The organism is Cupriavidus basilensis OR16 (genome assembly GCF_000243095.1).
Lineage (GTDB): Bacteria > Pseudomonadota > Gammaproteobacteria > Burkholderiales > Burkholderiaceae > Cupriavidus > Cupriavidus basilensis_D.
In genome coordinates this window covers 53,086-79,938 of sequence record NZ_AHJE01000005.1, presented here as the reverse complement: position 1 = coordinate 79,938, position 26,853 = coordinate 53,086, and the positions used below count along the sequence as shown (strand labels likewise).

Here is a 26,853-nt window from a genome sequence, read left to right as displayed (position 1 = left end):
ACGATATGCTGCGTCATGTCCATGGCCTGGTAGAACGTGGGGAAATTCACCACGCCCAGCACCTTGTGCTGCGGCAGCGCGGACAGCTTCAGCGTGATCTGGCGGCTATAGGCCAGCGTGCCTTCCGAACCCACGAGGATATGCGAGAGATTGGCGTAGCCATCATCGGTATAGGCGCGCGGATTCTGGCATTCGAACAGGTCGATGTTGTAGCCGGCCACGCGGCGCAGCACCTTCGGCATGCGCTCGGCAATCTCGCCCCGCTCGCGCGTGGCGATGCGTCGCAAGGCCTGCAGGATGCCGTCCACGCGCGGGTCCGCGACGTGTGCCTTCAGTGAGCCGAAATGGCATTGGCTGCCGTCGGCCAGCACGGCGTCGATGCCCAGCACGTTATGCACCATGTTGCCGTACTCGATGGAGCGCGAACCGCATGAGTTATTGCCGGCCATGCCGCCGATGGTGCATTGCGCCCCCGTGGAGACATCCACCGGAAACCACAGGCCATGCGGCTTCAGCCAGGCATTGAGATGGTCCAGCACGATGCCTGGCTCAACCGTGACGGTAGCGGCCACCGGATCGAAATCCACCACATTGTTCAGCCACTTGCTGTTGTCGATCACCAACGCCTCGCCAACCGTCTGGCCGCACTGGCTGGTGCCCGCGCCGCGCGCCAGCACCGGCGCCTTTTCGTCGCGGGCGATCTCCAGCGCCAGCAACAGGTCCGCCTGGTCGCGCGGCACCACCACGCCGATGGGCGTGATCTGGTAAATCGAGGCATCGGTGGCGTAGCGGCCCCGGCTGGCGCGATCGAACAATACGTCGCCGCGCAGTTCCGTTGGCATGTCTCGCGTGGGTTAAGCGTGCATCGGCTTCGAGGCAGCCGCGGGCTCGGTTTCGAACTTGCTCTCGGGCTGCATACGGAAGGCCAGGATCACGCCGATGCCCATCAGCACCATGCTGCCGATAAAGGGCAGCTCCCAGCTCCCGAAGCGGTCGATCAGGTAGCCCGAGAGCACCGGCGAGATGATCGCGGCCAGTGCCGAGCCGGAATTCATCATGCCGCTCGCGGTGCCGGAATGCTCCGGCGCGATGTCCATGGGAATGGCCCACATCGGCCCGATCGTCATCTCGGCAAAGAAGAAGCCGGCGGCCAGGCAAACCATCGATATGTAGAGGTTGTGGGTAAACAGCAAGGGCAGCAGCGACAGCATGGTCAGCAGCATGCACAGCGCCACCATCCAGCTGCGGGCGCGCTTCAGGCTGCCGGTGCGGTCATAGAGCTTGTCCGTGACGATACCGCCCAGGGTATCGCCGACCACGCCGGCGAAGAACACGGCGGAGGCAAAGATGGCGGACTTCTTCAAGTCCAGGTCGTAGCTATGCAGGAAGTACTGCGGGATCCAGCTCAGGAACAGCCACAAGGTCCAGCCGTAGCAGAAATAGACGATGGTGACGGGTGCCATCCGCTTGAACAGGCGGCGCCAGGGCACGTTGCCGGCCTTCTTCCTGGCGGCGGGCAGCGCTTCGAGTTCAGCCGGGGTCATGCGGGGATGGTCTTTCGGATGCTCGGTGAAGGTCACCGCCCACAGCGCCACCCAGACCAGGCTGATCACGCCGCAGATATAGAACGACTCGCGCCAGCCATAGATCGCCATGATGGCGACGACGGCGGCCGGGGCTACGGCGTTGCCGACGCGGGCGCAGGCATGGGTGATGCCCTGCGCGAAGCCGCGCTTTTCCTTGGGCACCCAGCGGGCCATGGCGGCGGTGGCAGCCGGGAAGGTAGCCCCCTCGCCCAGGCCCAGCAGCAGGCGCGCGGCGAGCAGGGAAACCAGCCCGCCGGCAAAGCCCGTGAGCAACGTGGCGATAGCCCAAAGCACGCCGCAGACCATCAGGGTGCGCTTGGCGCCGAACCGGTCGCTGACCCAGCCGCCGATGATCTGGAACACCAGGTAGGGATAGGCAAAGGCCGAGAACACCAGGCCGATCTCGGTCTTGCTGAGGTTGAACTCCTGGCCAAAGCCGGCCGCGGCCGTGCTCACGTTGACGCGGTCCAGGTAGGTGATGAAATACATGATGCATAGCATCCCCAGCACGACGCTGGTTGCACGCAGGCGTTTCATGGCTTGTCTCCGTTGTTTTGTTCCTGCCCGCCCGAGCGGGTGCCCGGGCCGGGGCAAATTCATCGCGGCCGGCTCTATGGCCGGCTTGCGCTACTGCGGCTACTGCGGCTACTGCGCACAGGCGGCGCGGGGATGGCTGCCGATCGTTAGAAAAGGCAACAGCTCTCCCTGGCCTCACCCCAGGGGTGAAGCCATGCCTGCTTGCACTTGTCGTTGACTGGCTGATTCAGGACGGTCGCCCGGCCCTCCCGTGCTGGCTTATGTGGCTTATGCGGCGGCCTGCAGCACCGGGCTATCCGCATGCGATGCCAGGTACTCCATTGCCGCTACGACACCACTGGCCGCCACCGGCACGCCAGCGAGCTTCAGCCCCATCTCGCAGCCGGACAACGTGGCCATCAGCGTGAGGTCGTTGCAATCGCCGAGATGCCCGATACGGAACATCTTGCCGCGCATCTTGCCCAGTGCCTGCCCCAGCGACATGTCGAAGCGTTCATAGATGCGCTTGCGCACTGCGTCGGCATCCACACCGTCCGGCATCATCACGCCCGTCAGCACCGGGCTGTGCACGGCAGCATCCGCGCACTGGATCTCCAGGCCCCAGGCCCGCACCGCGCGGCGGGTGGCTTCGGCCAGCCGCTGATGCCGAGCGAACACGTTGTCCAGGCCCTCCTCCAGGATCATGTCCAGCGCCTCGGACAGGCCATAGAGCAGATTGGTGTTCGGGGTGTACGGCCAGTAGCCGTTCTTGTTGGCTTCGATGATCTCGTCCCAGCCCCAGAACGCGCGCGGCAGCTTGGCCTCCTTGCTGGCCGCAATGGCCTTGGGCGACAGTGCGTTGAAGCTGATCCCCGGCGGCAGCATCAGGCCCTTCTGCGAGCCCGACACCGTGACGTCCACGCCCCACTCGTCATGGCGGTAGTCCGCCGAGGCCAGGCCGGAGATGGTGTCCACCAGCAGCAGCGCCGGGTGGCCGGCCGCGTCGATCGCATGGCGCACCGCGGCAATGTTCGAGGTCACGCCGGTCGAGGTCTCGTTGTGCACCACGCACACCGCCTTGATGGCGTGCGCACTGTCAGCCCGCAAGCGGGCTTCGATCATGTCGGGCTGCACGCCACGGCGCCAGCCCTCGATGCCCGGCAGCCCCAGGAATTCCGGCTTCAGCCCGAGCGCTTGCGCCATCTTCTTCCACAGCGTGGCGAAGTGGCCCGTCTCGAACATCAGCACCGTGTCGCCAGGGCTCAGCGTGTTGGTCAGCGCGGCCTCCCAGGCGCCGGTGCCGGAGGCCGGATAGATGATGACCGGCTGCTCGGTCTTGAAGATCTTCTTGATGTCCGCCAGCACCTTGCGGCCCAGCGCGCCGAACTCCGGGCCGCGATGGTCGATGGTCGGGTAGCTCATGGCGCGCAAGATCCGGTCGGGCACGGGGCTCGGGCCGGGGATCTGCAGGAAGTGGCGGCCGGCGGGGTGGAAGTCGAGTTTGATCACGGGTTGTCCCTTCTTTGTGAATTATGAATTTTGCATTCAAAATACTTTAGCAGACGAAACGCTCCATGTCCACGCGCTGTTTTGGCCCGAACACTGGGTATTTACCTCGGAATTGGGCACCTGCCAGGACGAGCGCCAGCGGCTACACGACACCGTGGTCGAGCACCTGCGCAAGTTCATTGTGGAAGGCGTGCTGTCCCCGGGCATGAAGCTCAACGAACGCGAGCTGTGCGAAACGCTGGGGATCTCCCGCACGCCGCTGCGCGAAGCGTTCAAGGTGCTGGCGGCGGAAGGCCTGATCGAGATTTCGCCCAACCGTGGCGCCAGCGTCTCGCGCATGACCGAGGCGGAGGTCTGGGAAACGTTCGAGCTGATGAGTGGCCTGGAAGCCTTCTCAGGCGAGCTGGCTTGCGAGCGCATCACGCCGGCCGAGCTGGCCGAGATCAAGGCGCTGCATTATTCGATGCTGGCCTGCCGCGTGCAGAACGACTTGCCGGGCTACTACAGCCGCAACCAGGAAATCCACGACCGCATCAACGAGGCGGCACGCAACACCGCGCTGCGCCAGACCTACCAGGGCATCAACCGCCGCCTGAAGGCGCTGCGCTTTCGCTCCAACCACCAGACGGACAAATGGGACCGCGCCGTGCACGATCACGAGGACATGATCAAGGCGCTGGAAGCGCGTGACGGCAAGCTGCTGGGCGCCATCCTCAAGCGCCACCTGCTGGAAAAGCGTGACGCCATCATGCAGATTCATCCGGATCCGATTGGCGACACGCCTGCCACGAACGACTGAAGTCAGACGGCCTCCGATTGCCGGCCCGGCATGAGCCGGTGTCTACGTGCCGTTCTTGTCCCCCGTGCTGGCCACCGTTGCCGCCGCCTCTCCCTTTGCCAGCGCAGGCGGCGCACCACTGATCTTGGGCACGCACTCGGAGCGGAACCACGCAACAGTGATCGGCTCCCCGGCCATCAGCCGCTTCGCGGTAGGCACCACCTGCTCGCCAATCAACATCCCAAGCAAGCCGATCAAGGCAATGGCGGGCGGGGCCGGCGAGCGAACCTGCATCAGCGCATAGATGATGCCGACCAGAATCCCCGCGCCGAACGAAACAAGAAACAATGGATTGAAGACGAGGGACGCCCTCGCGTGGCACCCACGTGCATGGACACGAAGCGGCATGAAGCGCGCCCATGCTTTGTCGGGAATCGCATTTGGCGACCATACTCCTCTAACCTGGCGCCATCAGCCGGAGCCATCCGCGCGCGCCAATCGGGAAATCGGGAGATCGTCATGGAACGCTTGGCCGGAAAGGTCGCCATCATCACCGGTGCCAGCGGCGGCATCGGATTCGCCACGGCGAAACTGTTCGCCGCCGAGGGCGCCAAGGTCGTCATCGGGGCGCGGCGCCAGGGCGAACTGGACGAGCTGGCCGCGCAGATCCGCGCGGCCGGCGGCGAAGCCGTCGCGCTGGCCGGCGACGTGCGCGCGGAAGACTATGCCAAGGCGCTGGTTGCGCTGGCGGTCGAGCGCTACGGGAGGCTGGATGCCGCGTTCAACAACGCGGGCACGCTCGGCGAATCCGGTCCGAGCACCGGTGTTTCGGAAGCAGGCTGGAATGACGCCATTGCAATCAACCTGACGGGGGCCTTCCTGGGCGCCAAGTACCAGATCGCGCAAATGCTCAAGAACGGCGGCGGCTCGGTGATCTTCACCTCGACCTTCGTCGGCTATAGCTTTGCGTTCCCGGGCGTGGCAGCCTACGCGGCGAGCAAATCGGGCCTGATTGGCCTGACCCAGGCGCTGGCCGCCGAGTTCGGGCCACAAGGGGTTCGCGTCAATGCGATATTGCCGGGGGCGGTTGACACCGACATGTATCGCAGCATGAACAGCACGGCGGAGTCCCAGTCGTTTATTACCAACCTCCACGCCCTGAAGCGCGTGGCCAGCCCGGACGAACTGGCCCGTTCGGTGTTGTACCTGGCTTCGGACGATTCGGCCTTGTGCGTCCATCACCCGCACCTGAGCAAAAGCCCCGACACCCGCAGCCGGCGTTTCCGCTGATGCCGATCAGCCTGCCGAACTGGCGGGGAGCACCGAAACACGGACGCTGGTAATGCCCAGCGGCTCGCGCCCGGCCTTCAGTATCTCGGCGACCGACTGCAGCAATGCCAGCAACACCTCGAACGACGCACTGCGCTCGCCCGCCACCTGTAGCCGCGCATCCAGGTCGCCCAGCATGCCGTAGACCGCATTGGCCATCTGCTGCACAAAGCCGCGCTGGAGCCCGAGCGGCTGGTACTGCGGGCGAATCCACGACTCGACCAGCGTGACGAAGATCACGCCGGTTTCGTCGGCGTTGATCTCGAACGCGCAGTACCCGACCGGATCCAGGTCCCGCGCGAGGATCAGGCGGTAGAACAGGACCTGGCCGCAGACCTCGTCGCTGTCCATGTCCATCTCGAACGCCTGGCCCGGCTCCCAGTCCTCGCTGTCGAGAACTTCGCCGCTGGCCGGCTCATCGCCCGCCAGCGCGAGCGCACCGGCATGCGCGTCGAACTGGGCGCGCAGCGCGGCAAGCACTTCATCGCGCCCCGGTGCTTCCGGTGGTTCGGTGTAGATGGCGAACCGTTCTCCGTCGCCAGCCTCGGCAAAGGCGGTGCCCATCAAGGGCGCGAGCTGCATGGGAAGCGGCTCCTGCAGGGCGTGGCGGAGGGTGTCGGTGTTGGTGGACGCGGTCATGGGCCTGAGAGTGCTTGAATGGGCTTGAGAGTAAATGGCGTGCCGGCGGCGAAGGCGCAAGCACACTAAAAAGGTAGCGCCGAGTTTGCCACAGATATGGCGCGGCGAAGCTAACGGATGGGTCGTTCCGCGAGATCCGTTGCGCGGCCCTGTCCACGATCCAGCACGCCGAGGCGCCACATGAACAAGAAGCCAGAGCACGGCGGCTATGCCACAATCCCCCCGCAGAACACCGGCACTGCCCCCACAGAATATTCACCGCCCCAACAAAGAAGGAAGCCCCATGCCCTCCCGCCGTCAATTCCTGAAGACAATGCCGGTGGCGGTTGTCGCCAGCCTCGCCGCCGCCTCGGCGTCGCGCGGCGCAAGCGCCGCTGCGCCCACGCTTGACGAGAACGATCCGCAAGCGGTCAAGCTGGGCTACAAGGCGGATACCCGCAAGGTGGACCAGGCGAAATATCCCAAGCATGCCGCCAGCCAGACCTGCGCCAACTGCCAGCTATTCCAGGAAGGCGCCAATGCGGCAGCCGGCGGCTGCGTGCTGTTTGGCGACAAGCAGGTGGCGGCTGCCGGATGGTGCAGTTCGTGGGAACAAGGCTGACGGCCGGGCACCGGGCGTCGAGCGCTCAGTTTTCCTGAGCGTTCCGGGGCGATGCCGGTGCCCCGCCTTGCGCCGGCGCTTCGCTGCGCTCCCTGTCCTGCGCGTCCCACAAATGCCCGCGCGTGCGCGGATCGACGGGCAGGCGCTGCTGCATGGCCGCCTTGGCCAGCATATGGGCGCTGATCGGCGCGGTAAGAAACAGGAATGCGGTAATCAGCAACTCATGCAGGCTCAGGCCGTCGCCCTGGTTGCTGAAGAACACCACCGACGCCACTACCACGCCGCCAACGCCAAGCGTGGTCGACTTGGTCGGGCCGTGCAGGCGCATGAAGAAGTCAGGCAGCCGGACGAGGCCGATGGCCCCGACCAGCGTAAAGACGCTGCCAACCAGCAGCAGCGCGCAAGTGGCGATTTCCGCAACCGGACTCATCGTGTACATTGCGTCTCCTGGGGCCGGTTATTTAAGTTCGATGATGTCGCCGCGCTGCAGGTACTTGGTCAGCGCGACCGTGCCGATAAAGCCCATCACCGCGATCACCAGGGCAATCTCGAAGAACAGCGCCGAGCGCAGCCAGATACCGAACACCACGATCAGCGCGATCGCGTTGATATTGAGCGTATCGAGCGCCACGATGCGGTCGGGCAGGCCCGGCCCGCGCACCAGCCGGATAAAGGTCAACAGGCAGGCAACCCCCAGGATCGCCAGCGCGATCGGTATTACGACGGCAAGCATTCGAATATCTCCCTTAACGGTGCCTCGTAGCGCGTCTTGATCAGCGCGATCAGCTTGGTTTCGTCGTCAAGATCCAGCACGTGCACCAGCAGGCGGCGGCGGTCGTCGCTGAGTTCGGCGCACAAGGTGCCTGGGCTGAGCGACACGATGCTGATCAGCGCGGACAGCGCCAGCTCATGCTCGACATCGATCGGCACCTGGATAAAAGTGGGGCGCATCCGGGACACCGGCCCAAGCACCAGAATCGCCACCTCGACATTGGCTACCACGATGTCGATGAGTACGTGCGCCGCCAGGCGCAGCATCAGGTCGGGACGGGACAGCCGCATCGGGCGCAGCCAGAGCCGCGCGCCAATCCGCAGCGAGATCGCCCAGCCGAGGAAGGCACCCAGCGCCAGGTTGCCGGGCGACGCGCTGTTGGTCAGCAGCAGCCACATCGCCAGCAGCGCCAGGCTGAGCCAAGGATGCGGGAACAAGCGCTTGGCCATGGCGTCAGCCTCCCCCGGGTGGCAGCACCGCGCGCAGGTACGCGCCACGGTCGAACAACTGGGCGGTGGTATCCGCAAGATACTGCCCCAAGGGCCGCGCGCACACGACCAGTGCCACGCTGCAGGCCAGCAGGAACGCGCAGCAGCCCAGCTTCCAGCCGTCGGGCGCAATGCGCTGGTAAGCGCCATGGCGCTCCGGGTCGTGACCCTGAGGCAGGCGCCACAACAGGCGCGTGCCCGTGCGGCTGACGGCAATCAGCAGCGCCAGGCTGGACAGCAGGATGCAAGGCCACAACACGGCCGCCACCGGCAGCGAAGCACTGGCAAGCCGGCCAGCCGCGAGCCGCGGACCACCGCCACCGGCTCGCGCGCCGAAGCGGGAGACGGCGCCGGCTCCAGCGCGTCCGCCAGCAGGAACAGCGCCGCCGTGCACAGCGTGGTGCTGAGCAGGTAATACAGCGCGCCCGCCCAGCTTTGCGCGGTCTGCATCGACACGCTGGCCGCCAGCAGCCCTACCGATGCCAGCACAAGGTAGCCGGTCAGCGATTTCAGGTTCGGGGCGGCCAGCGCGCCAATGGCACCAAACGCCATGGTGGCAAGGGCCATCCACCACACCCAGTCATGCAGGAAGTCGGCCAGCATGCCATCCGGCGCATCGAAAACCAGCGCGGCGCAGCGCAGGATGGCATAGATGCCCACCTTGGTCATGATGGCGAACAGCGCCGCGGCCGAGCCCGTGGCGCTGGCGTAGGCCTTGGGCAGCCAGAAAACCATGGGAAACAGCGCGGCCTTGAGCGCGAAAACCAGCATCAGCATGACGCCCGCCGCCGTGGCCAGCGGCACATCGGCCGGGGCCAGCCCGGCCAGCCGCACACCCATATGCGCCAGGTTGAGCGTGCCGCTCAGCCCGTACAGCACGCCAATCGCGATCAGGAAGAAAGCGGACCCGGCCAGGTTCAGCACGACGTAGTGCAGCCCGGCACCGACGCGTGCCCGCCCGCCGCCGTGCAGCAGCAAGGCATAGGAGGCAATCAGCAGGATCTCGAAGAAGACGAAGAGGTTGAACAGGTCGCCGGCCAGGAAGGCGCCATTCAGCCCCATCAACTGGAACTGGAACAGCGCATGGAAATGCCGCCCGCGGCGCGCATCGCCCCGGCCCGCCGCCACCACGGCGGCCGCGCCCAGCACGGCGGTCAGCAACAGCATCATGGCGCCCAGCCGGTCGAGCTGCACCACGATGCCAAACGGCGCCGGCCAGTTCCCGATGTGATCGACCGTAATGACACCCGTGGCTGCCACGCGGACCATGCACACCGCGACCGGCAACAGCAGCAGCGTAACCACGGTGCTCAGCACGCGCTGGGCCCGGAACCAGCGCGACGGCGCGGCCACCAGCATGCCGCCGGCAAACATCGGCAGCAGGATGGGCAGGAGGATCGACAAATGAAGGCTGTGGGTCATTGGCCGGCCGCCTCATCGGTGCCGGCGGCCGGCTGCGCGGCCTGCGCCGAGCCCGCCTCCTTGCCGTCCACATGATCGCTGCCCGTGATGCCGAGCGAGCGCAAGGCCAGCACGACCGCGAATGCCGTCATGGCAAAGCCGATGACGATGGCGGTCAGCACGAGTCCCTGCGGCAGCGGATCGGCATACTGCGCCCCCGCGGCGATGACCGGCGGGCGGCCGGTGGAAAGGCGGCCCATCCCCAGCAGGAACAGGCTCACGGCATACGAGATCAGCGCCAGCCCCACTACCACGGAAAACGTGCGCGCACGCAACAGCAGGTAGATGCCGCAGGCCATCAGGATGCCGACCGTGCCGGCGTAAGCGGCTTCCATCAGGCTCCCTCCTTTGTGTTGCCATTGACGCGCTTGTCGCGCACGCCGAGGTGCGACACGATCAGCAGCGTGGTGCCCACCACCGTGAAATAAACGCCGAGATCAAAAATCATGGCGGTCGCCAGTTCGATTTCTCCCACCACAGGCAGGTGGAAATGGCCGAACGAGGTGGTCAGGAACGGGAAGCCGAACGCCCAGCTGCCCAGGCCGGTCAGTCCCGCCACCAGGATGCCGCCACCGGCCAGCGCGCGGTAGTTCAGCACGATGCGCGCCTCGGTCCATAGCACGCCGCTGGCCACGTACTGCAGCAGCAAGGCCACCGCCGTAATCAGCGCGGCGACGAAGCCACCGCCCGGCAGGTTGTGCCCGCGCAGCAGCACGAAGACCGCGACCAGCATGGTCAGCGGCAACATCAGGCGGGCCAGGATGGCGAGCAGCAAGGGATGGCTCTGGCTCGACCACGGCAGCCCGTTGGGCCCCGCGGGCGGCGCCGTCAGCCGCATGCCCTTGAGCAAGGCCTGTACCGCCAGGCCGGCGATCAGCAGCACGCAGATCTCGCCCATCGTATCGAAGCCACGGAAGTCCACCAGGATCACGTTCACCACATTGTGGCCGCCGCCGCCATCCACGCTGTTGGCCAGGAAAAACGTTGAGATCGAATCGTAAGGCCGCGTCATCACGGCGTAGGCCAGGATGGCCAGCAACGTACCGCCGCCAAGCGCCAGGCAGCCGTCGCGGATACGCCGGGCCACCGAGAAAGAATCCGGCCGGCCGAAGGGCAGGAAGTACAAGGCCAGCACCAGCAGCAGGATCGTGACGACCTCGACCGAGATCTGCGTGAGCGCCAGGTCCGGCGCCGAGAAGCGCGTGAACAGCAGCGCCACCAGCAAGCCGCACACGCTCAGCAGGATCAGCGCATTGAGCCGTTGCCGGTGGGTGATCACCACGCCGATCGCCGACAGGCCCAGCAAGGCCATCCCCGCCACGGTCAAGGTGTCGAGCGGGCCCGCCGGCAGCGGGCCGGCCAGCGTATCCAGGTCGGACAGGAAGGCGGCGGGAATCAGCAGCATGGCGGCCAGCATCCAGGCCAGGTAGCCTTGCAGCGAACCGTTTTCGAATGCAGCGGTGATGCGGCTGGCGATTCGCGCCAGGCTGTCGATGCCGGCCTCGAACGCATCGCGCGCGTTCAGGTGGGCAAAGCGCGCGTGCGTACGATGAAAGGCGTTGCGCCGGAAGTAGAACAGCACCCCGCCGCAGCCCATCGAGACCAGGCTCATCAGCAGGGGCAGATTGAAGCCGTGCCACAGGCTGAGGCTGTATGCCGGCAGCGGCCCGCCCAGCGTGGCCAAGGCGGCGGTCGCCAGCAAGGGCCCCACCGTATACGCCGGAACCAGCCCTACCACCAGGCAGATGGCAACCAGCACCTCAACCGGGATCTTCATGGAACGCGGCGGCTCGTGCGGCGGATAGTTTGGCAGGTCGTCCGGCTCGGCGCCGAAGAACACGCCGTAGATAAAGCGCAGCGAATACGCGACCGTCAGCGCCCCGGCAAAGGTTGCCGACGCCGGGATGATCCAGTTGAAATCGCCTAGCAGGCCCTGCGCCAGCGTCTCGCCAAAGAACATCTCCTTGCTCAGGAAGCCATTGAACAGCGGCACGCCCGCCATCGAGAGCGACGCCACGATGGCCAGCAACGCGGTGTGCGGCATATACCGGCGCAGGCCCCGCAGCCGCTGCAGGTCGCGCGTGCCGGTCTCATGGTCGATGATGCCCGCCGCCATGAAGAGCGACGCCTTGAACACCGCATGGTTGATGATGTGGAACAGCGCGGCCACCGTACTCAGTTGCGTGTCCAGGCCGAACAGCAGCGTGATCAGGCCCAGATGGCTGATGGTGGAATACGCCAGCAGGCCTTTGAGGTCGCGCTGCAGCAAGGCCATGGCGGCACCGACCACCAGCGTAGAAAGGCCGGTGAGGCTGACCATGTAGAACCACCAGTTGGTGCCGTCCAGCACCGGATACAGCCGCGCCAGCAGGAAGACACCAGCCTTGACCATCGTGGCGGAATGCAGGTAGGCGGACACCGGCGTGGGCGCCGCCATCGCGTGCGGCAGCCAGAAACTGAAGGGAAACTGCGCGGACTTGGTAAACGCTGCCAGCAGGATCAGACTCAGCATCACCGGATACAGCGGGTGGCGCTGCACGGTGCCGGCCTGGGCCAGCACCTCGGACAACTCCATGCTGCCGCAGATGTGCCCCAGCAGCAGCACGCCTGCCAGCAAGGCCAGCCCGCCGCCACCGGTCACTGTCAGCGCCATGCGCGCGCCCTTGCGCGCATCGGAGCGATAGGACCAGAAACCGATCAGCAGGAATGACACAATGCTGGTCATCTCCCAGAACACTGCCAGCAGCAGCAGGTTGCTCGACAACACCACGCCCAGCATCGCCGCCATGAACAGCAGCAGCAACGAGAAAAAACGTACCGTGGATTCGCTGCGCGGCAGGTAGTAGCGCGCATAGAGAATGACCAGCAACCCGATGCCCAGCACCAGCAGCGCGAAGACGTAGGCCAGGCCGTCCAGCCGCAGGCTCAGGCTTAGCCCGATGTCCTCGATCCAGGGCTGGCGCCAGGCGATGGTGCGGCCACCGAACACCTCGGCGCGCACGCTGAGCAGCAAGCCAAGGCCGACCAGCGGCGTGCCCACGACGATGGGCGCGGCCAGGAAGCGCGCGTGACGCTGCACCGGCAGCAACAGCAACGCAGCCATCAAAGGAAGCGAGATCAACCAGGCCATCACCATCGGCGGGCTCTGGGAAGCTCCGTGGCGTTCATGGAGATGCTTGGGATTCGCGGATTGGCGTCTGCGTCTCAGGCAGGTTGACGGCAAGCACCGGCACATCCGATCTCGCAAAGCGGGCCGTGGCGACAGAGCCAAGAATGGCGCTGGCCAGCGCGCCGCGGCGCTTGGCCCCGACCACGATGGCGTCGGCATCAAGCTGCGCCGCCAGCCGCATGATCGCATGCGCGGGGTCGCCGGTGAGCCAATGTCGATGGATTTCCTGGGCGACCGGCGCAAGCACGGTGCTAACCGCATCCAACGCGCGTGCCGCCGCTGCCGCGCTGCCGGACGAACCATCGCTGTAAACACCAAAACTGTCATATCACGACCACCTCTCATCCGATCCTGTCAGACGCGCATGGCCGCACCGGGACCGCGCCAGGCGTACCCGGGCAGCTTGGTTCCGCCGCGGCCGCCGTGGCGTATTTTGCGCCACAACCAGCCGCCTCCGGCCTGGCCCCGCCAACCCGGATAAAGAATTCAGATCCGTCTCGAAAGAATAGAACACGGGGCGCAGTGCCGGCAGTGGAAGGTGCCGATGCTGCGCGCCGACATTGGAGCGGCCTCGCACTAGCCCAAGGCCGTAAGCAACAGCCCCGCAATGCCTAGCCCGACCGCCGCCAGCGCATCGCCCGCGATCAGCCCGCCGCCCACCAGCGATGTCGTGCTCATGTCGCCGGGCAAGGCATCCGGCGCGTCCTCTTGCTTGCGCAAGCGATTGAGCACGCTGGCCACGATACCGCCCAGCGCAAACCACGCCGAGGTGGGCAGGTTGACAAAGCCGCCAAAGGACGAGGCATAGGGCGACGGCAGCAGCACCGCATCGAGCAGGAAATCCGCCATGCCGCCGCCCTTCCCCGCTTCGACGAAGCGCCGGTAGCGCGGCCACGACTTGACCCGCAGGCGCAGGGCCGCGGTGGCCAGCCCAAGCCCGATGCCCAGCGCAACCGCCGTGCGCTGGTGCGGCAGGTCGTCCGTCAGGCCGCGCAACGCGCCGACGATCTTGTAAGTCATGGCGCAAGCCCAGTGATGGGGCTGCTCGCTGGCCGAGAGCACAGTCTGGTCGAGCGCCAGTTCCGGGTACGCCCGCATGAACAGCCTGGCGAACAACACGGCCAGCACCGCGCCGGCGACGATGCCCGCCACCTGGAAGCGAAACTGCACGGCTCGGTTGGTGCCGAGCCGCCAGCCGGTGGAGCGGTCTTGCTGCATGTCGCACGCCTCACTGGTCGACACCAGCAGCACCGTGGCCGCGATCAGCCCCACATGCGGGTCGCGCAAACCCAGCGCGGCCATCAGGATCACGGACAGCACGAAGGCAGAAGAAATCGGGTTCTGGTCGACCATGCCCACCGAGATGCCGTTGACCATGGCAAACACGAACACCAGCAGCACTGCCAGCACCATGTAGCCCGCGGGCTGATGCAGCAGGCCCACGCCCACCGCCACCACGGCGAGCCCCCAGAACAGCACCCACGCCGCCACCCGCCACAGGCTGCCGCCGCCTGCCGCCGCAGTGGGCTCCCGCCGTATTCCTGCCGGCAACTGCCTGGCATGCCGGTACACCCTGACCAGAATCAGCGAGACATCGAGCAGCGCGGCGCCCATGATCATGCCAAGCGCAATCAGGAACGTGATCTTGCGAAAGGGGTCGCCCGGCGCTAGCCAGCCGATGGAGACAAAGAAGGGGATCAGCGCCCAGCCCGCCAGCCCGGCAACCAGCGCAGCCACGCCGATGCGGGCCCCGACGATCATGCCCGCGCCAAAGGTGGACGCGGACAGATCGATGGCGGCAAGCCGCTCCACATGGGTCGCGCCGATGCCGCTGACGATGCCAAGCGCCGTGCCGCCAGCCAGCCGCGACACGGACTGCCGGAGCAGCACCGGATCCGTCAGGGCGCGCAGGATATTGGCCACCGCCAGCCCGGAGGGAAACGTGAGTTGCAGCCGGTCGACCAGGATTGGCGTGTACAGCATGCCCACGCCCACGCCGAACATGCCCACGCAAAGCATGTACAGCATCAACTGCCACAACGGTGGCTCGGGCAAGCCCATCCAGGTCATCGCCTGGATCACCACGGCCATGCCGCTCATGCCGGCGACCGATGCGGCAATGGTCTGGATATAGTTCGCGCCGTGGCGGCCGTCAGCGCCATAGCCATAGGTCACCGTGGAGCCGAGAATGCCCGCCAGGACCTGCCCGCCGACAAAGAAGCCGAGCGAGAAGTTCATGTACGCCGCGGCGATCCCGCCCAGCGGGCCGAGGACAAGGGCCCCGATGGCGCCAAGCAGCGCATAGTATTTCCAGCCGCCCTGCTCAGGCAGCCATGCCCAGCGCCGTCCGGTGGCGGTAATGGCACCGAGCCTTTCGGCGTGTGCCGGCGGGGTAGCGTCTTGCGGTGGCCTGCCGACTGCCGTCATTGGCTTCCCCATGCGCGCTAGCCGCATCTGTGGCTGCTGATCAGTGGCTGCTGGATTGAAGGAAAACGAAATGCCGAGCAGATGCTACCGCAAGCGGCGCACCGTGAGGACGGCGTGCGTGCGCAAGGGTACGCTAAGACGCCTGAACGGTAAGGCGGAGGCACAAAAAAGCCGGACACGGGACGTGTCCGGCAACCCATTTGCTGACTCAGATCGTGTCACTAATCCGAGGCTTCAAATGATAACGATTATCATTTGAATATTCAAGGACGAAACGTATGCCCAGCCCCCGGAAGCCCTCAGGCCACCGCCGCCATGCGCCGCGCCTGGCCCGCGCGATGGCGTCCGAACCGGAGCATGGTGGCGCCAGCAATCACCGCGGGGATCCCCACCATCAGGAACAGCGCCGGCATGGTCAGGCCCATTGACAACATGGTGCCGCCCCCGACCGAGCCAACCACCGAGCCCATCCGCCCGACGCCATTGGCCCAGCTCACGCCGGTGGCGCGGCAATCGGTGGGGTAGTAGGCCGCCGACAAGGCGTTGGCGCCCACCTGCGAGCCGGAGATGCAGAAGCCCGCGGCGAATACCGCCACGCCCGCCAGCCAGGGCGTCGAGGTCAGGCTGCCGATGGCCGTGATGAACACGCCTGCCAGCGCGTAGCTTGCGGCCAGCACATAGTGCGGGTTGGCCCGGTCCATCAGCCAGCCCAGCGCGATGGCGCCAACAGTGCCGCCCACCTGGAACATCATGGTGACCAGCGCTGCCGTCTTGAGCGAGATCCCGGTCGCCCGCAGCAACGTGGGCAGCCAGCTCGACAGCAGGTAGATCACCAGCAGGCTCATGAAGAAGGTGAGCCAGAGCAGCAAGGTGCCGCGCACCAGCTCAGGCTTGAACAGGTGAGCCACCGGCGAGCCGGGTGCGCGCTTGTCGGCCACCACGATGCTGCCCGGCGCGACGCGCTCGCGCGGTGCGATGCGCTCCAGGATGGCCGCCACCTTTTCCGGGTACTTGCCGCTCACCACCAGGTAGCGAACCGACTCAGGCAGTTTCCACAGCAGGAACGGCAGCAGCAGCAGCGGCAGCACGCCCCCCATCAGCAGCACGGCGCGCCAGCCGTGCTCCTCGATCAGGCTCGCCGAGGCAAGGCCCCCTAGCGCCGAGCCGATCGTGAAGCCGCAAAACATGGTCGTGACCAGGAAGGAGCGGCGCTTGGCCGGGCAATATTCCGAGGTCAGCGTGATGGCGTTCGGCATGGCGCCACCGAGCCCCAGCCCGGTCAGGAAGCGCAGCGCCACCAACCCCCACAGCGAGCCGGAAAACGCGGAGGCCAGGCTCGCAATGCCAAAGAACAGCACGCAGAAGACCAGCACGCTCTTGCGGCCAAAGCGGTCGGCCAGCGGGCCGAACAGGAATGCCCCTGCCATCAGGCCGGTCAGCCCGGCGCCAAACAGCGGCGCGAGGTGGGCCGGCGTGAGCTGCCATTCGGCGCGGATCGCCGGTGCAATAAAGCCGATTGCGGCGGTATCGAAACCGTCGATGGCAACGATCAGAAAGCAAAGCGCGACGATCGCGACCTGGAACGCCGACAACGGCTGGCGATCGATAAACTCGGTGATGCCGATGGATGGTTGAGTGGGCACAGCTGTCTCCTGCATTACGTTTCGAAGCGGCCGATTTACGATCGGCTCGCCCTTGTTGGCCATTCCCTGGCCGGCACTGCCCCTATCGCGCGCGCCCCAGGCAGTCTTCGGCGCGCCAGCCATGCAGCCATTGCAGCGCATCGTAGAACTGTTCCTGCGTGCGCCCCACCCACAGCGAATTGCGCACCAGCCGCTCCACGCCCTTGGCGTGATACAGCCGGCCCATCTCGCGGGCGGAGTACAGGACGCGCGCGGTGCGTGGGACGCGCGCCGTCTCGTACAAGGCAAAGGCCGCCACGAAATCGCCGTCGGTCTCGGCCACTGCGGCGCCCAGCGTCACGGCATCCTCCAGCGCCTGGCAGGCGCCCTGCGCGAGGTACTGCGTCATCGGGTGCGCGGCGTCGCCCAGGATGGTGGCGCGGCCAAAGCTCCATTGCTCCACCGGGTCGCGATCCGCGGTGGCCCAGCGCCGCCAGGAAGTGGGCCGGTCCAGCATCTGGTGCGGGCGGGCGTGGATACCATCAAAGTACGACAGCACTTCTTCCTTGCTGCCGTCACGCACGCCCCAGACCTCTTGCTCGCGGCTGTGGAAGGTCACCACCAGGTTGTACTGCTCGCCGCCACGCAGCGGGTAGTGCACCAGATGGCAGTTAGGGCCGGCCCAGACCACCGGCGCGTTGATCTGCAGGTCCGCTGGCATGTCGGCCACGTCCACCACGGCGCGGTACACCACATGCCCGGTCACGCGCGGCTCGTCGCCGAGCAAGGCTTGGCGCACGGCGGATTTTCACACCATCGCAGCCGATCACGGCATCGCCCTGGTGGCGTTCGCCGTGCTGATCGATCACGGTCACGCCGCGTTCGTCCTGCTCCAGCGCGTACACCGTGGTGGCGGTCCGGAACTGGATCAACGGGTGGTCCTGCACCGCCTCCAGGATGGACAGGTGGATGTCGGCGCGATGGATCACCGCATAGGGGTTGCCGAAGCGCTGGCGATAGCGCTCGCCGACATCCACCTTGGCGACTTCGGTGGCATCGATGGCGTCCATCATCACCAGGTAATCGGTGAAGACGGAACGCTTGCGCGCGGCTTCGCCCACGCCCAGCGCATCCAGCGCGGCGAAGGCGTTGGCCCCAAGCTGGATGCCGGCGCCGATTTCGCCGATCTTCTCTGCCTGCTCCAGTAATTCGACGCGGATGCCTTGCCTGGCGAGGGCCAGTGCGGCGGCCAGGCCGCCGATGCCGCCGCCGACCACGATCACCTTGCGGTCCGTGCTGCGAGTGTTGTTCATGTTCGTCTCCTTGGGAGCGTGTCCGCTGGCCATCCGGCCCCGGCGCACTCCGTAGCGTTGCTTAGCGCGCCGCGTAGTCCGGCTGCCGCTGGGGTTCTGCCTGGCGCAAGGCCGGGTGCTCGCAAGCATGGCGGTAGACCGCCATGGCCCGCTCGAAGCGCTCGGTATCGCAGCCCATGCGCTGCGCGTTGGCGATCTGCGGCACCAGGCAGCAGTCGGCCAGCGTGGGCTGGTCCCCGAAGCACCACGGGCCGCGCCCGTGCTGCGCGAGCAGCCGCTCCACCGCGCCCAGCCCTTCATCCACCCAATGCCGGTACCAGGCGTCCTTTTGCTCCGGCGTCACGCCCAGCGTGTCCTGCAGATAGCGCAGGATGCGCATGTTGTTGACCGGATGGATGTCGCAGGCGATCACATTGGCCAGTTCCAGCACCCGCGCGCGCAGTTCCGCTGCTTGCGGAATCAGCCGCGGCTCGGGGTGGCGGGCGTCGAGGTAGTCGATGATCGCCATCGACTGGCCCAGGTGGAAGTCGCCGTCCACCAGCGCCGGCACCACCGCTGAGGGGTTGATGGCCGCCACATAGTCCGGGGCGCGATGCTCGCCAACGCGGATATTGACCGGCTGGTAGTCGTACGGCAGGCCCTTGAGCGCCAGCGCGATGCGCACGCGGTAGGACGTGGAGCTGTTGAAGAAGCTATAGATCTGCACGGTGAAACCCTCTCGAAATCCCTGCGTCTTCAGGCCACGCGCACCGACAGCTCGCCGAGGCGCTCCACGCCAGCCACCATCAGATCACCCGGCTTGACGGCCCCGACGCCTTCCGGCGTACCGGTGTAGATCAGGTCGCCCGGCTCCAGGCGGAAGTACCTGGACAGGTCCGCCACGGTCTCGGCCACCGACCAGATCAGGTGCGTCACGTCGCTGCGCTGCTTGTCCGCGCCGTTGACGGTCAGCCAGATCGCCGCCTGCTCGAAATGCCCGACGTCGCCGGCCGGATGGATCGGGCCGATCGGCGCCGAGGCATCGAAGGCCTTGCCGATCTCCCACGGGCGGCCCATCTCGCGCATCTTCATCTGCAGGTCGCGGCGGGTCATGTCCAGGCCCACCGCATAGCCCCAGACGTGCTCCAGCGCCTGTTCCAGCGGAATATCGGCGCCGCCCTTGCCGATGGCAACGACCAGCTCGGACTCATAGTGATAGTTGCTGGTCTGGGCCGGATACGGCAGCGTCAGGGTCTCGCCATAGGCAACCGGGATCACGGCATCCGCCGGCTTGCAGAAGAAGAACGGTGGCTCGCGATCCGGATCGAAGCCCATCTCGCGGGCATGCGCGGCGTAGTTGCGGCCCACGCAGTAGACGCGGCGTACGGGAAACTGGTCGCTGGTGCCAACGACCGGCACAGCCACGGTAGCGGGAGGAGTAATGACGAAAGACATGGAAGGCCTCAGGCAAGGAAACGGGAAAAAACAAGGAAATGGGACTGCACCGGATCAGGTGCGCTCCTCGCGCAGCAGGTTGAGCGCGGACAGCACCGGGCGATCGGAATAGCTGAACAGCACCGTGTCCTCGACCGAAGCCAGTTGCACCGGCTGCCAGGACGGCACCACGAAGGTGTCGCGCGGCTCGAACTGGAACTGCGCCTCGCCGATGCGCACGGTGCCGCGCCCTTCCACCACGGAATAGATGGTGGCGTCGGTGCTGCGATACGTTTTTCCCTGGAAACCGGCAGGGAGGTATTGCATGAACGTAGCCATGGTCGGCATCGGCCAGCCGCCGGTGGCCGGGTTCACGTAGCGCAGCTTCACGCCATCCCAGGCATCGAGCTCGCCGTTGCGGTAGAGCTGGTCCAGCGCCTCGCGGCTGCGGGCATAGGGGTAGCTGAAGATCGGCGAGGTGGGATCGGTGACGCGGTGGCGCACCGGCAGCATGTTGTGGCCAAAGCGGGCAAAACTGTCGCCTTCGGGACGCAGTACCGGCTGCGAGGCTTCCGGGTAGTTCTCCGCGAAACCGGCGTCCAGATGCTGCAGCAGCGGGATATCCAGCCCATCGAGCCAGACCACCGGCTCGCCGCCATCCACCACGGACGGGTTGCCGTGGTCATGCCAGGTCCACGACGGCGTGATGATGAAATCGCCCGGATGCATGGTGGTGCGCTCGCCGTTGACGGCGGTCCAGGCGCCACGGCCTTCCACGATGAAGCGCAGCGCGGACTGGGTATGGCGATGGCTGGGAGCAATCTCCCCAGGCAAGATCAGCTGCAAGCCAGCATACAGCGTGGAAGTGATGCTGGACTTGCCAGGCAGGCCAGGATTTTCCAGCACCAGCACGCGGCGCACGGCTTCTTCCGCGCTGATGACCTCGCCCGCCTGCATCACCAGCGGGCGGATCTCGGCGTACTTCCAGATCGCCGGCTGCGCTTGCGGGCGCGGCTCGCGCGGCACCAGCGCGTGCAGCGACTCCCACAAGGGTGCCATCTGGTTGCGGCCGATGCGGCCGTAATAGGCTGAGCGGTCTGCGTTCGTCTTTGCGTCTGGCATGGCTTTGTCTCCGGTCCATCGCCCTGTCGGGCGAAGGCGGCAGCGGCCTGGTGGTGATCGGCACCTCCGGCGCGTCGGCCGCGGATACCGTGCCGCTAGCCGTCACCTCGCTGCTGCAGCGCCTGCCCAAAGCCCATGTGCGGTTGGTGGAAAGCACCATGAACCTGCTGATGTCGCAACTGGCCCGGGGCGAGGTCGATATCGTGGTCGGCCGCTCCGCCCCGGAGCTGCAGGACGGGCAGATGCGCGCCGAGGCGCTCTATATGGAGCCGATCCATTTCGTCGCGCGCCCGCGGCATCCGCTCTTTGAGCTGGCCGAGCCGGGCTGGAGCGACCTGCAGGCTTACCGGTGGATCGTCTGGCCGCGCGGCACGCCCATCCGCAATACGATGGAGTCGGCGCTGAACGCGGCTGGCCAAGGCATGCCGGCGGATTGCGTGGAGTCGAACTCGGTCATCCTCAACCTGACCTTGCTGAATCACAGCAATATGATAGGCGTGGCCTCGCACCGGACCGCGCGGCGCCTGGAGCATCTTGGCGCCCTGCGCATCCTGGCGCTGCGGCTGGCGGGCTTTGGCTCGGTCTCCATGTACTGGCGCGACGACGGCTTTGGCCGTATCGCCGTCAGCGCCGCGCTGGACGCCCTGCGGCGCGCGGCGGTGCGCTCGGTCGATGAAATCCCCGGCGACACGGACGGCTGACGCCGGCACCTCAGAGGCAAGGCACCGGCCGCCATTCCCCGCCGTGCCAGGCCAACCGATGGGTCAGCCGTAGCGCATAGAGAAAGCAAGCGAGACAGGATGGCCGCCATGTTTCAGCCACCTTGCATGCCTCATCAGGCACTAAATTTCCATTTACGGAAACTATCGTGCTTTGTCACCATGATCATCTATAGTTTCGCTAAACGGAAACTATATTGACTTTGGTGGCAGTCGATCCTAGAGTTTCCATATATGGAAACAATTGGCCTGGATTTGCTTCGCATGGCCCTTGTTTCCGTAAGACGAAACAATCTCCCAGAAGCCAGGAAGTCTCAAACCATATGCCGCGCCAGCTGCCAACCTCCCTGCCCCCTCCCCAGCCGCGGATCTCCAGTCTCGGCGAACTCGGCGCGCTCGTCCGTCATCGCCGGCTCAAGCAGCAGCTCAGGATCGACGACGCGGCGAGCTTTTGCGGCGTATCGGCGAATCTTCTGTCGAGGCTGGAAAATGGCCGCCCGGTCCAGACCGACAAGCTCCTGCTTGTCCTTTCCGGACTGGGCCTTGGCATGATCCTGGGACCGAAGGCGGCCACAGCGGATATCGAGATTCCCGCCATCGCTTTCGAGGGTGCCTGATGGCAACGCACTCGCTCCGCGTTTTCGATGGTTCCGATCTGGTGGGCACCGTTCAGTATGACGCGCTGGAAGACAGTTTCTCGTTTGCCTATGACGAGGCCTGGCGTTCGGCCGCACATCGCTACCCACTCTCGCCAGCCATCCCCTTCAATAGGCCAGCCGGCTCGGCAAGTCTCAGGCGCTTTATTGAGAACCTGCTTCCCGAAGGGCGGGCACTGGACATCGCCTCGGTCTACGGGCAAGTCTCAAAGAACAACGTCTACGGCCTGATCCGCCAGCTTGGCGGGGAAACGGCGGGGGCACTCAGCTTTCATGCCGATGCCCCGCCGCCAGCGCAAGCGCCGCAGCTGCGCGAGATCTCCGCCGATGAACTGAACCAGCGTATCCGCGACCGGGAGCAAGTGCCTTTCACCGTCTGGGATGGCCGGTCCTGCTGGTCACGCGCTTTGACCGCATGAAGGAAAACGGCATCGTCAAGCGCCTGCATATCGTCGACGCGTGCCAGGCGCTGGATCTTCCGGTGAGCTACAAATACGAGCGGAATTTCGGCGCCGCCAAGGACGTTGCGGCGATCCGCGATGGCGTCAGCTTCGAACGGTTGTTTTCATTGCGAGAGAAAACGCTCGACCAGGCCGTCGCCCAGCGCATCATGCTGCAATGGGCGATTTTCCAGTTCCTGATCGGCAACAGCGACGCGCACGGGAAGAACTTCTCGTTCTTCTGCACGCGAGCCGGGCTGACGCCCACGCCCTTCTACGACCTGGTCTCCGTGGTCCAGTACGATCAGTTCCTGCATGACTTTGCGATGGCAATCGGCGATGCGTTCGACATGGCAGAAGCCACGCCCTATGCCTTCGCGGATTTCATGTCACGCATCGGCATCCGCAGGCCGACCGCCGTGCGGACCATGACAGGCCTGGCGCGCGCCGCTGCTGCACAGGCCGCCGGGCAAGCCGAGGATCTGGTGTATGTCGGTGAAGAGCGTGACATGGTGCGCTCGATCGCCGCCCTGGTCCGGCGCCAGGCCGACCGCCTCATCGATATGGCGCCGAAGATACTCGCGGTTGACGCAGCCTTGCTGTAGGCGTGAGAGCCCGTTTGAAAATTCGCCGCAGATGTGTTCTAACGTTCGGATGTGAAAAAAAGAACATCGAGAGCGGCAGGCAAACATGGCGGCCATGACAAAGCGGTATCCGAGCAATCTGACGGACATGGAATGTGCAGCCATGCAATTGCATTTCGATTGAATTGCCTGGCGCACGAGGTTGCCGTGCCCGGCGGTCGCAGAGCTGGTGTCAAGAGCCATGGCGAGGCTGCGGACAGTCGTCACGCAATGCGTTATCCGCTGCGGCTTGCCAGATTCCGTCCCGCATCCGGCGAGAGCCGGACATACCCGATCAGCGACACCAGCGTCATCATGCCCGCGAACAGGAACGCCCAGCGAAAATCGCCAAGCGTGAAGTGAGGCACGTCGCCGGCCTCGCCGCGCAGCGATGCGGCAATGCGCAGCGACAGCGAGCCAAACGCGATGCCAAGGCCGATAGACATCTGCTGGGCGGCATTCCATAGCGTATTGGCACTGCTCATCTGCTTCTGCGCAATATCCGCATACGCCAGCGTGGCGAGCGTGGAGAACTGCATCGAGCGCGTCACGCCATAGATAAACACCACGAACAGCACGATGGCCAGCGGCGTCTCGGGCGTCAGGCATCCGCACGCGACGATGAACACGCTGGCGAAGGCAACATCGACGATCGCGGTGGCACGAAAGCCATAGTGTTGCAGCACGCGCGTGGTCAAGGCCTTCATGCCGAGGTTGCCGAGCGCGCTGGCGAGCAGCAACAACCCCGAGCGGAACGCGGACAGCCCGAAACCGACCTGGAACAGCAGCGGCATCAGGTACGGCACCGCGCCGATGCCGATGCGGGTGATGGAGCCGGTGACCACCGTGACCGAGAACGTCGGCACGCGCAGCGTCGTGAAATCGAGCAGCGGATGCTCGCGCGCCGCAGCGTGGCGCACGGCGAGCACGCCCAGGGCGAGGCCGGCGGCCACAAAGGCGCCGGCCGTGGCCAGGCTGGAGCCTTGCTGGCTGGCCAGTTCCGTGCCGTACAGCACGAACGTGAGCGTCGTGCCGCTGAGCAGGAAGCCGACGATATCGAGCGGCTTCGGGTCACTCGCACGCTCGTTGCGGATCATCATGAAGGTGGCGATCAGCGCGGCGATGCCGAACGGCACGTTGAGCAGGAAGATCCAGCGCCAGGACGCGTAGGTGGTGATGAAGCCACCGATCGGCGGCCCGACCACGGGCGCCACGATGGCGGGCCAGGTGATGGTGGAAATGGCCTTGATCAGCTGGCTCTTGTCGGTGTTGCGCACGACGATCAGCCGCCCGACCGGCACCATCATGGCGCCACCAATGCCCTGCAGCACGCGCGCCGCGGTGAACTCGACAAGTCCGTTGGATGCCCCGCACAGGACCGAGGCCACCGTGAAGACGACGATCGCCCCACTGAACACCGTCCTGGAGCCGAAGCGATCGGCAATCCAGCCGCTGATCGGGATAAACACCGCCAGCGCCAGCATGTAGGCCGTCATGCCAAGGCTCAGGTCGTTCGGCCCGACCCCGAACGAGTGCGCCATCTGCCCCCCCGGCAAGGCAGTGGCCAGCACCGTGGTATCGAGGTACTCCATGAAGAAGGTGGCCGCAACGAGATAAGGCAAAAACCTCATCGACGATGACTGGGTCTGCGTGTGGTCCATGGGGCGGAGGGTACGGGGATGCGAGTCTGCGCGGCGCGGCAAAGCGGCTGGACCGATTTTTGCCGCCGGATAGCCGTTTCAAGCCAGGTTGGCAATCATACCGGGCATCGGCACATGACGTTTGCGGTCATGCCGCGCCTGCACGCATTGGATCCTCGGCCTGACGCCGCGGCACGCGTACCGGGTCGACATGGGTCATCACATTCAGCACGTCCTGAATCTGCATGGCGGCAAGGCGCGCTTCCACCGCAATGCGGTGCCCCGCCTCGACCGTCAGCGCGCCATCGATCTCCAGGTGCACATCGACCAGGATCGCGTCGCCCATCTTGCGGGTCTTCAGGTCATGCAGGCCCTGCACGCCGGGGGTGGCCAGCATGGCCTGCCGGATCGCCTCGATGCTTTGCGCTTCCACGGCGCGATCCATCAGGTCATGCAGGGCATCCCAGGAGAATTTCCAGCCCATCCTGGTTACCATCAGGCCGACCACCAGGGCGGCCACCGGGTCGAGCATATGGTAGCCAAGCAGGTTGCCGCCGATCCCCATGGCAACCACCAGCGACGATGCCGCATCCGAGCGCGCGTGCCAGGCGTTGGCAACCAGCATGCTGGAGCGCACGCGCTCGGCCACGGCGAGCATGTAGCGGAACAACGATTCCTTTGCCACCAGCGCGCCCACTGCCACCCACAGCGCGACACCCTTGACCGGCTGGATCAGATCGGGATGCTCCAGCTTTTGCACCGCCGACCACAGCATGCCGACGCCGACCGCGAGCAGCAGCAGGCCGATCGCCAGCGAGGCGGCGGTCTCGAAACGCTGGTGGCCGTATTGGTGGTCGGCGTCCGCGCCCTTGCGGCTATGGTGGCTGGCAAACAGCACCACAAAGTCCGAGACCAGGTCCGAGAGCGAGTGAATGGCGTCCGCGATCAACGCCTGGGAGCCGGCCACCACGCCTGCCAGCAACTGCATGCAGGTCAGCAGGATATTCACGGCCACGCTCACCCAGGTGCTGCGCCGCGCCGCCTGCGCCCTGGCAGGCGTTTCTACCTCGGCCTCGTCGAGGACCTCTTCAGCTTGCATCGATCGATTGCTCCCGTTTTCCGGTGACCGCGTGGGCGGGTAAAGCGCGGCCGCGTCGCGGCCATTCTAGCCACTCGAACGGGGCCATGCCGGCCAGCATGGCCAGCACAAAGACCGCGCCTTGCCATGCGCCCGCGCCCAGCAGTACCAGTGCGGGCCCCGGGCAGATCCCGGCCAGGCCCCAGCCGACGCCGAACAACAGGCTACCACCGAGCAGGCGCCGGTCAACCTGGCGCGACGCCGGCAGTTGCATCGGCAAACCCGAGAGCGAGACAGCACGCCGCCGGGCAAATCCGAACGCCACCACGCCCACCGCGATCGCGCCACCCATCACCAGCGCCAGCGAGGGATCCCATGGCCCGGCAAGATCGAGGAATCCGAGCACCTTGCCCGGATTGGCCATGCCGGCCAGGATCAGCCCGAGGCCGAACACCAGGCCAGATGCGAGCGAGATCAGCAAGGAAGAAAACCGGTTCATGTCGCCCCTCATGCGCCAAGCAGGTGCCGTGCGACGAAGACCGTCGCAAAACCGGCCGCCATAAAGGCCGCGGTGGCCGCCAGCGAGCGTGGCGACAGCCGCGACAGCCCGCAGACGCCATGCCCGCTGGTGCAGCCGGCACCATAGCGGGTTCCCAACCCCACCAGCAGGCCGGCCACGGCCAGCAGGCCCGCGCCGGCATGGACCCGGATCTCCGGCAGCGGGCCGTACAGGCGCCACAGCAACGGCGCCGCCAGCAGGCCAAGCACAAAGGCAATACGCCAGCCGGCTTCCGCGCGCGTTGGCCGCAGCAAGCCACCAACGATGCCACTGATGCCCGCGATGCGCCCGTTGAGCAGCACGAGCGCGGCGGCCGCCAGGCCAATCAGCACGCCGCCGGCCAGCGCGGACCAAGGCGTGAAGTGTGTCCAGTCGATGAGCATTGCCGGTGAC

At 66.0% G+C, this 26,853-nt stretch carries 27 protein-coding genes and 3 pseudogenes; 7 read left to right on the top strand and 23 right to left on the bottom strand.

Translation table 11 applies throughout. The features are described 5' to 3' along the window. From OR16_RS02450 to OR16_RS02440, 3 genes are all read right to left on the bottom strand, one after another. Positions 1 to 842 (bottom strand): FAD-binding oxidoreductase (locus OR16_RS02450; RefSeq protein ID WP_006156377.1); only part of this gene is annotated, 842 nt, incomplete at its 3' end. Between the two features lie 12 nt (positions 843 to 854). Further along, positions 855 to 2,123, bottom strand: a complete 1,269-nt coding sequence (locus OR16_RS02445) for an MFS transporter (RefSeq protein ID WP_006156376.1) — start codon at positions 2,121 to 2,123, stop codon at positions 855 to 857. A gap of 267 nt (positions 2,124 to 2,390) precedes the next feature. Further along, the gene (locus OR16_RS02440; protein ID WP_006156375.1) at positions 2,391 to 3,611 is read right to left on the bottom strand and encodes a pyridoxal-phosphate-dependent aminotransferase family protein; all 1,221 of its coding nucleotides are present in this window, start codon (positions 3,609 to 3,611) and stop codon (positions 2,391 to 2,393) included. 112 nt (positions 3,612 to 3,723) lie between these two features. Here OR16_RS02440 and OR16_RS02435 point away from each other — a divergent pair, with 112 nt between their 5' ends. Further along, entirely contained in the window at positions 3,724 to 4,410 is a 687-nt protein-coding gene (locus OR16_RS02435) for a GntR family transcriptional regulator (protein ID WP_006156374.1), read from the top strand. A 42-nt stretch (positions 4,411 to 4,452) separates the two neighbouring features. On the opposite strand, the gene OR16_RS02430 is transcribed toward OR16_RS02435, so the two are convergent. Continuing rightward, complete coding sequence (locus OR16_RS02430; RefSeq protein WP_050982862.1) at positions 4,453 to 4,797, bottom strand: XapX domain-containing protein; 345 nt, start codon at positions 4,795 to 4,797, stop codon at positions 4,453 to 4,455. A 111-nt stretch (positions 4,798 to 4,908) separates the two neighbouring features. Here OR16_RS02430 and OR16_RS02425 point away from each other — a divergent pair, with 111 nt between their 5' ends. Then, complete coding sequence (locus tag OR16_RS02425; RefSeq protein ID WP_006156372.1) at positions 4,909 to 5,679, top strand: SDR family oxidoreductase; 771 nt, start codon at positions 4,909 to 4,911, stop codon at positions 5,677 to 5,679. 6 nt (positions 5,680 to 5,685) lie between these two features. Here OR16_RS02425 and OR16_RS02420 read toward each other — a convergent pair whose 3' ends face one another. Then, positions 5,686 to 6,300 (bottom strand): hypothetical protein, encoded by a 615-nt coding sequence (locus tag OR16_RS02420; RefSeq protein WP_237716899.1) that lies wholly within the window; start codon positions 6,298 to 6,300, stop codon positions 5,686 to 5,688. A gap of 340 nt (positions 6,301 to 6,640) precedes the next feature. On the opposite strand from OR16_RS02420, the gene OR16_RS02415 reads away from it, so the two are divergent. Further along, positions 6,641 to 6,958: a high-potential iron-sulfur protein gene (locus OR16_RS02415; protein WP_043418105.1), complete on the top strand. Its 318-nt coding sequence runs from the start codon at positions 6,641 to 6,643 to the stop codon at positions 6,956 to 6,958. A 25-nt stretch (positions 6,959 to 6,983) separates the two neighbouring features. On the opposite strand, the gene OR16_RS02410 is transcribed toward OR16_RS02415, so the two are convergent. From OR16_RS02410 to gtdA, 14 genes and pseudogenes are all read right to left on the bottom strand, one after another. Beyond that, the gene (locus OR16_RS02410; protein ID WP_050982866.1) at positions 6,984 to 7,388 is read right to left on the bottom strand and encodes a Na+/H+ antiporter subunit G; all 405 of its coding nucleotides are present in this window, start codon (positions 7,386 to 7,388) and stop codon (positions 6,984 to 6,986) included. A 27-nt stretch (positions 7,389 to 7,415) separates the two neighbouring features. Then, positions 7,416 to 7,691 carry a K+/H+ antiporter subunit F gene (locus OR16_RS02405; protein WP_006156368.1) on the bottom strand — a complete coding sequence of 92 codons (276 nt, stop codon included), beginning with the start codon at positions 7,689 to 7,691 and terminating at the stop codon, positions 7,416 to 7,418. Then, positions 7,676 to 8,179, bottom strand: coding sequence for a Na+/H+ antiporter subunit E (locus tag OR16_RS02400; protein WP_006156367.1), 504 nt, complete (start codon positions 8,177 to 8,179; stop codon positions 7,676 to 7,678). The genes OR16_RS02405 and OR16_RS02400 overlap by 16 nt, the downstream gene beginning before the upstream one ends. Positions 8,180 to 8,183: 4 nt before the next feature. Next, entirely contained in the window at positions 8,184 to 8,477 is a 294-nt protein-coding gene (locus OR16_RS45195; RefSeq protein WP_237716898.1) for a hypothetical protein, read from the bottom strand. Then, positions 8,435 to 9,640: a monovalent cation/H+ antiporter subunit D gene (locus OR16_RS02395; RefSeq protein WP_237716897.1), complete on the bottom strand. Its 1,206-nt coding sequence runs from the start codon at positions 9,638 to 9,640 to the stop codon at positions 8,435 to 8,437. The genes OR16_RS45195 and OR16_RS02395 overlap by 43 nt, the downstream gene beginning before the upstream one ends. Then, a complete protein-coding gene (locus tag OR16_RS02390) occupies positions 9,637 to 10,014 on the bottom strand; it encodes a Na+/H+ antiporter subunit C (RefSeq protein WP_006156366.1) in 378 nt (125 codons plus the stop codon). The genes OR16_RS02395 and OR16_RS02390 overlap by 4 nt, the downstream gene beginning before the upstream one ends. After that, complete coding sequence (locus OR16_RS02385) at positions 10,014 to 12,815, bottom strand: monovalent cation/H+ antiporter subunit A (protein ID WP_006156365.1); 2,802 nt, start codon at positions 12,813 to 12,815, stop codon at positions 10,014 to 10,016. Before OR16_RS02385 ends, OR16_RS02390 begins: the two co-directional genes overlap by 1 nt. 28 nt (positions 12,816 to 12,843) lie before the next feature. Then, positions 12,844 to 13,116: pseudogene (locus OR16_RS02380) on the bottom strand (universal stress protein); the annotation flags it as partial. Positions 13,117 to 13,424: 308 nt separating this feature from the next. Continuing rightward, a complete protein-coding gene (locus tag OR16_RS02375) occupies positions 13,425 to 15,275 on the bottom strand; it encodes an OPT/YSL family transporter (protein ID WP_006156363.1) in 1,851 nt (616 codons plus the stop codon). A gap of 299 nt (positions 15,276 to 15,574) precedes the next feature. Then, positions 15,575 to 16,918: an MFS transporter gene (locus OR16_RS02370; RefSeq protein ID WP_006156362.1), complete on the bottom strand. Its 1,344-nt coding sequence runs from the start codon at positions 16,916 to 16,918 to the stop codon at positions 15,575 to 15,577. A gap of 82 nt (positions 16,919 to 17,000) precedes the next feature. After that, positions 17,001 to 18,210: pseudogene (locus OR16_RS02365) on the bottom strand (3-hydroxybenzoate 6-monooxygenase). A gap of 61 nt (positions 18,211 to 18,271) precedes the next feature. Next, on the bottom strand, positions 18,272 to 18,916 hold the full coding sequence (gene maiA, locus OR16_RS02360; protein ID WP_006156361.1) for a maleylacetoacetate isomerase: 645 nt from the start codon (positions 18,914 to 18,916) through the stop codon (positions 18,272 to 18,274). Positions 18,917 to 18,945: 29 nt separating this feature from the next. Then, positions 18,946 to 19,644: a fumarylacetoacetate hydrolase family protein gene (locus OR16_RS02355; RefSeq protein ID WP_006156360.1), complete on the bottom strand. Its 699-nt coding sequence runs from the start codon at positions 19,642 to 19,644 to the stop codon at positions 18,946 to 18,948. 54 nt (positions 19,645 to 19,698) lie between these two features. Beyond that, a complete protein-coding gene (gene gtdA, locus OR16_RS02350) occupies positions 19,699 to 20,745 on the bottom strand; it encodes a gentisate 1,2-dioxygenase (RefSeq protein ID WP_006156359.1) in 1,047 nt (348 codons plus the stop codon). A 32-nt stretch (positions 20,746 to 20,777) separates the two neighbouring features. Between gtdA and OR16_RS02345 the strand changes: the two are divergent. The 4 genes and pseudogenes from OR16_RS02345 to OR16_RS47610 form a co-directional block, all read left to right on the top strand. Beyond that, a pseudogene (locus OR16_RS02345) lies at positions 20,778 to 21,446 on the top strand (LysR substrate-binding domain-containing protein); the annotation flags it as partial. A gap of 341 nt (positions 21,447 to 21,787) precedes the next feature. Beyond that, the gene (locus tag OR16_RS02340; RefSeq protein WP_006156357.1) at positions 21,788 to 22,081 is read left to right on the top strand and encodes a helix-turn-helix domain-containing protein; all 294 of its coding nucleotides are present in this window, start codon (positions 21,788 to 21,790) and stop codon (positions 22,079 to 22,081) included. Beyond that, positions 22,081 to 22,539: a HipA N-terminal domain-containing protein gene (locus OR16_RS47615; protein ID WP_043418104.1), complete on the top strand. Its 459-nt coding sequence runs from the start codon at positions 22,081 to 22,083 to the stop codon at positions 22,537 to 22,539. Before OR16_RS02340 ends, OR16_RS47615 begins: the two co-directional genes overlap by 1 nt. Beyond that, entirely contained in the window at positions 22,536 to 23,165 is a 630-nt protein-coding gene (locus OR16_RS47610) for a HipA domain-containing protein (protein WP_050982861.1), read from the top strand. The genes OR16_RS47615 and OR16_RS47610 overlap by 4 nt, the downstream gene beginning before the upstream one ends. A gap of 254 nt (positions 23,166 to 23,419) precedes the next feature. Here OR16_RS47610 and OR16_RS02325 read toward each other — a convergent pair whose 3' ends face one another. The 4 genes from OR16_RS02325 to OR16_RS02310 form a co-directional block, all read right to left on the bottom strand. Then, entirely contained in the window at positions 23,420 to 24,814 is a 1,395-nt protein-coding gene (locus OR16_RS02325) for an MFS transporter (RefSeq protein ID WP_006156356.1), read from the bottom strand. A 157-nt stretch (positions 24,815 to 24,971) separates the two neighbouring features. Beyond that, entirely contained in the window at positions 24,972 to 25,922 is a 951-nt protein-coding gene (locus OR16_RS02320; RefSeq protein WP_006156355.1) for a cation diffusion facilitator family transporter, read from the bottom strand. Then, entirely contained in the window at positions 25,912 to 26,400 is a 489-nt protein-coding gene (locus OR16_RS02315; RefSeq protein WP_006156354.1) for a YeeE/YedE family protein, read from the bottom strand. Before OR16_RS02315 ends, OR16_RS02320 begins: the two co-directional genes overlap by 11 nt. Before the next feature lie 8 nt (positions 26,401 to 26,408). Beyond that, entirely contained in the window at positions 26,409 to 26,843 is a 435-nt protein-coding gene (locus OR16_RS02310) for a YeeE/YedE family protein (RefSeq protein ID WP_006156353.1), read from the bottom strand. Positions 26,844 to 26,853 lie beyond the last annotated feature (10 nt).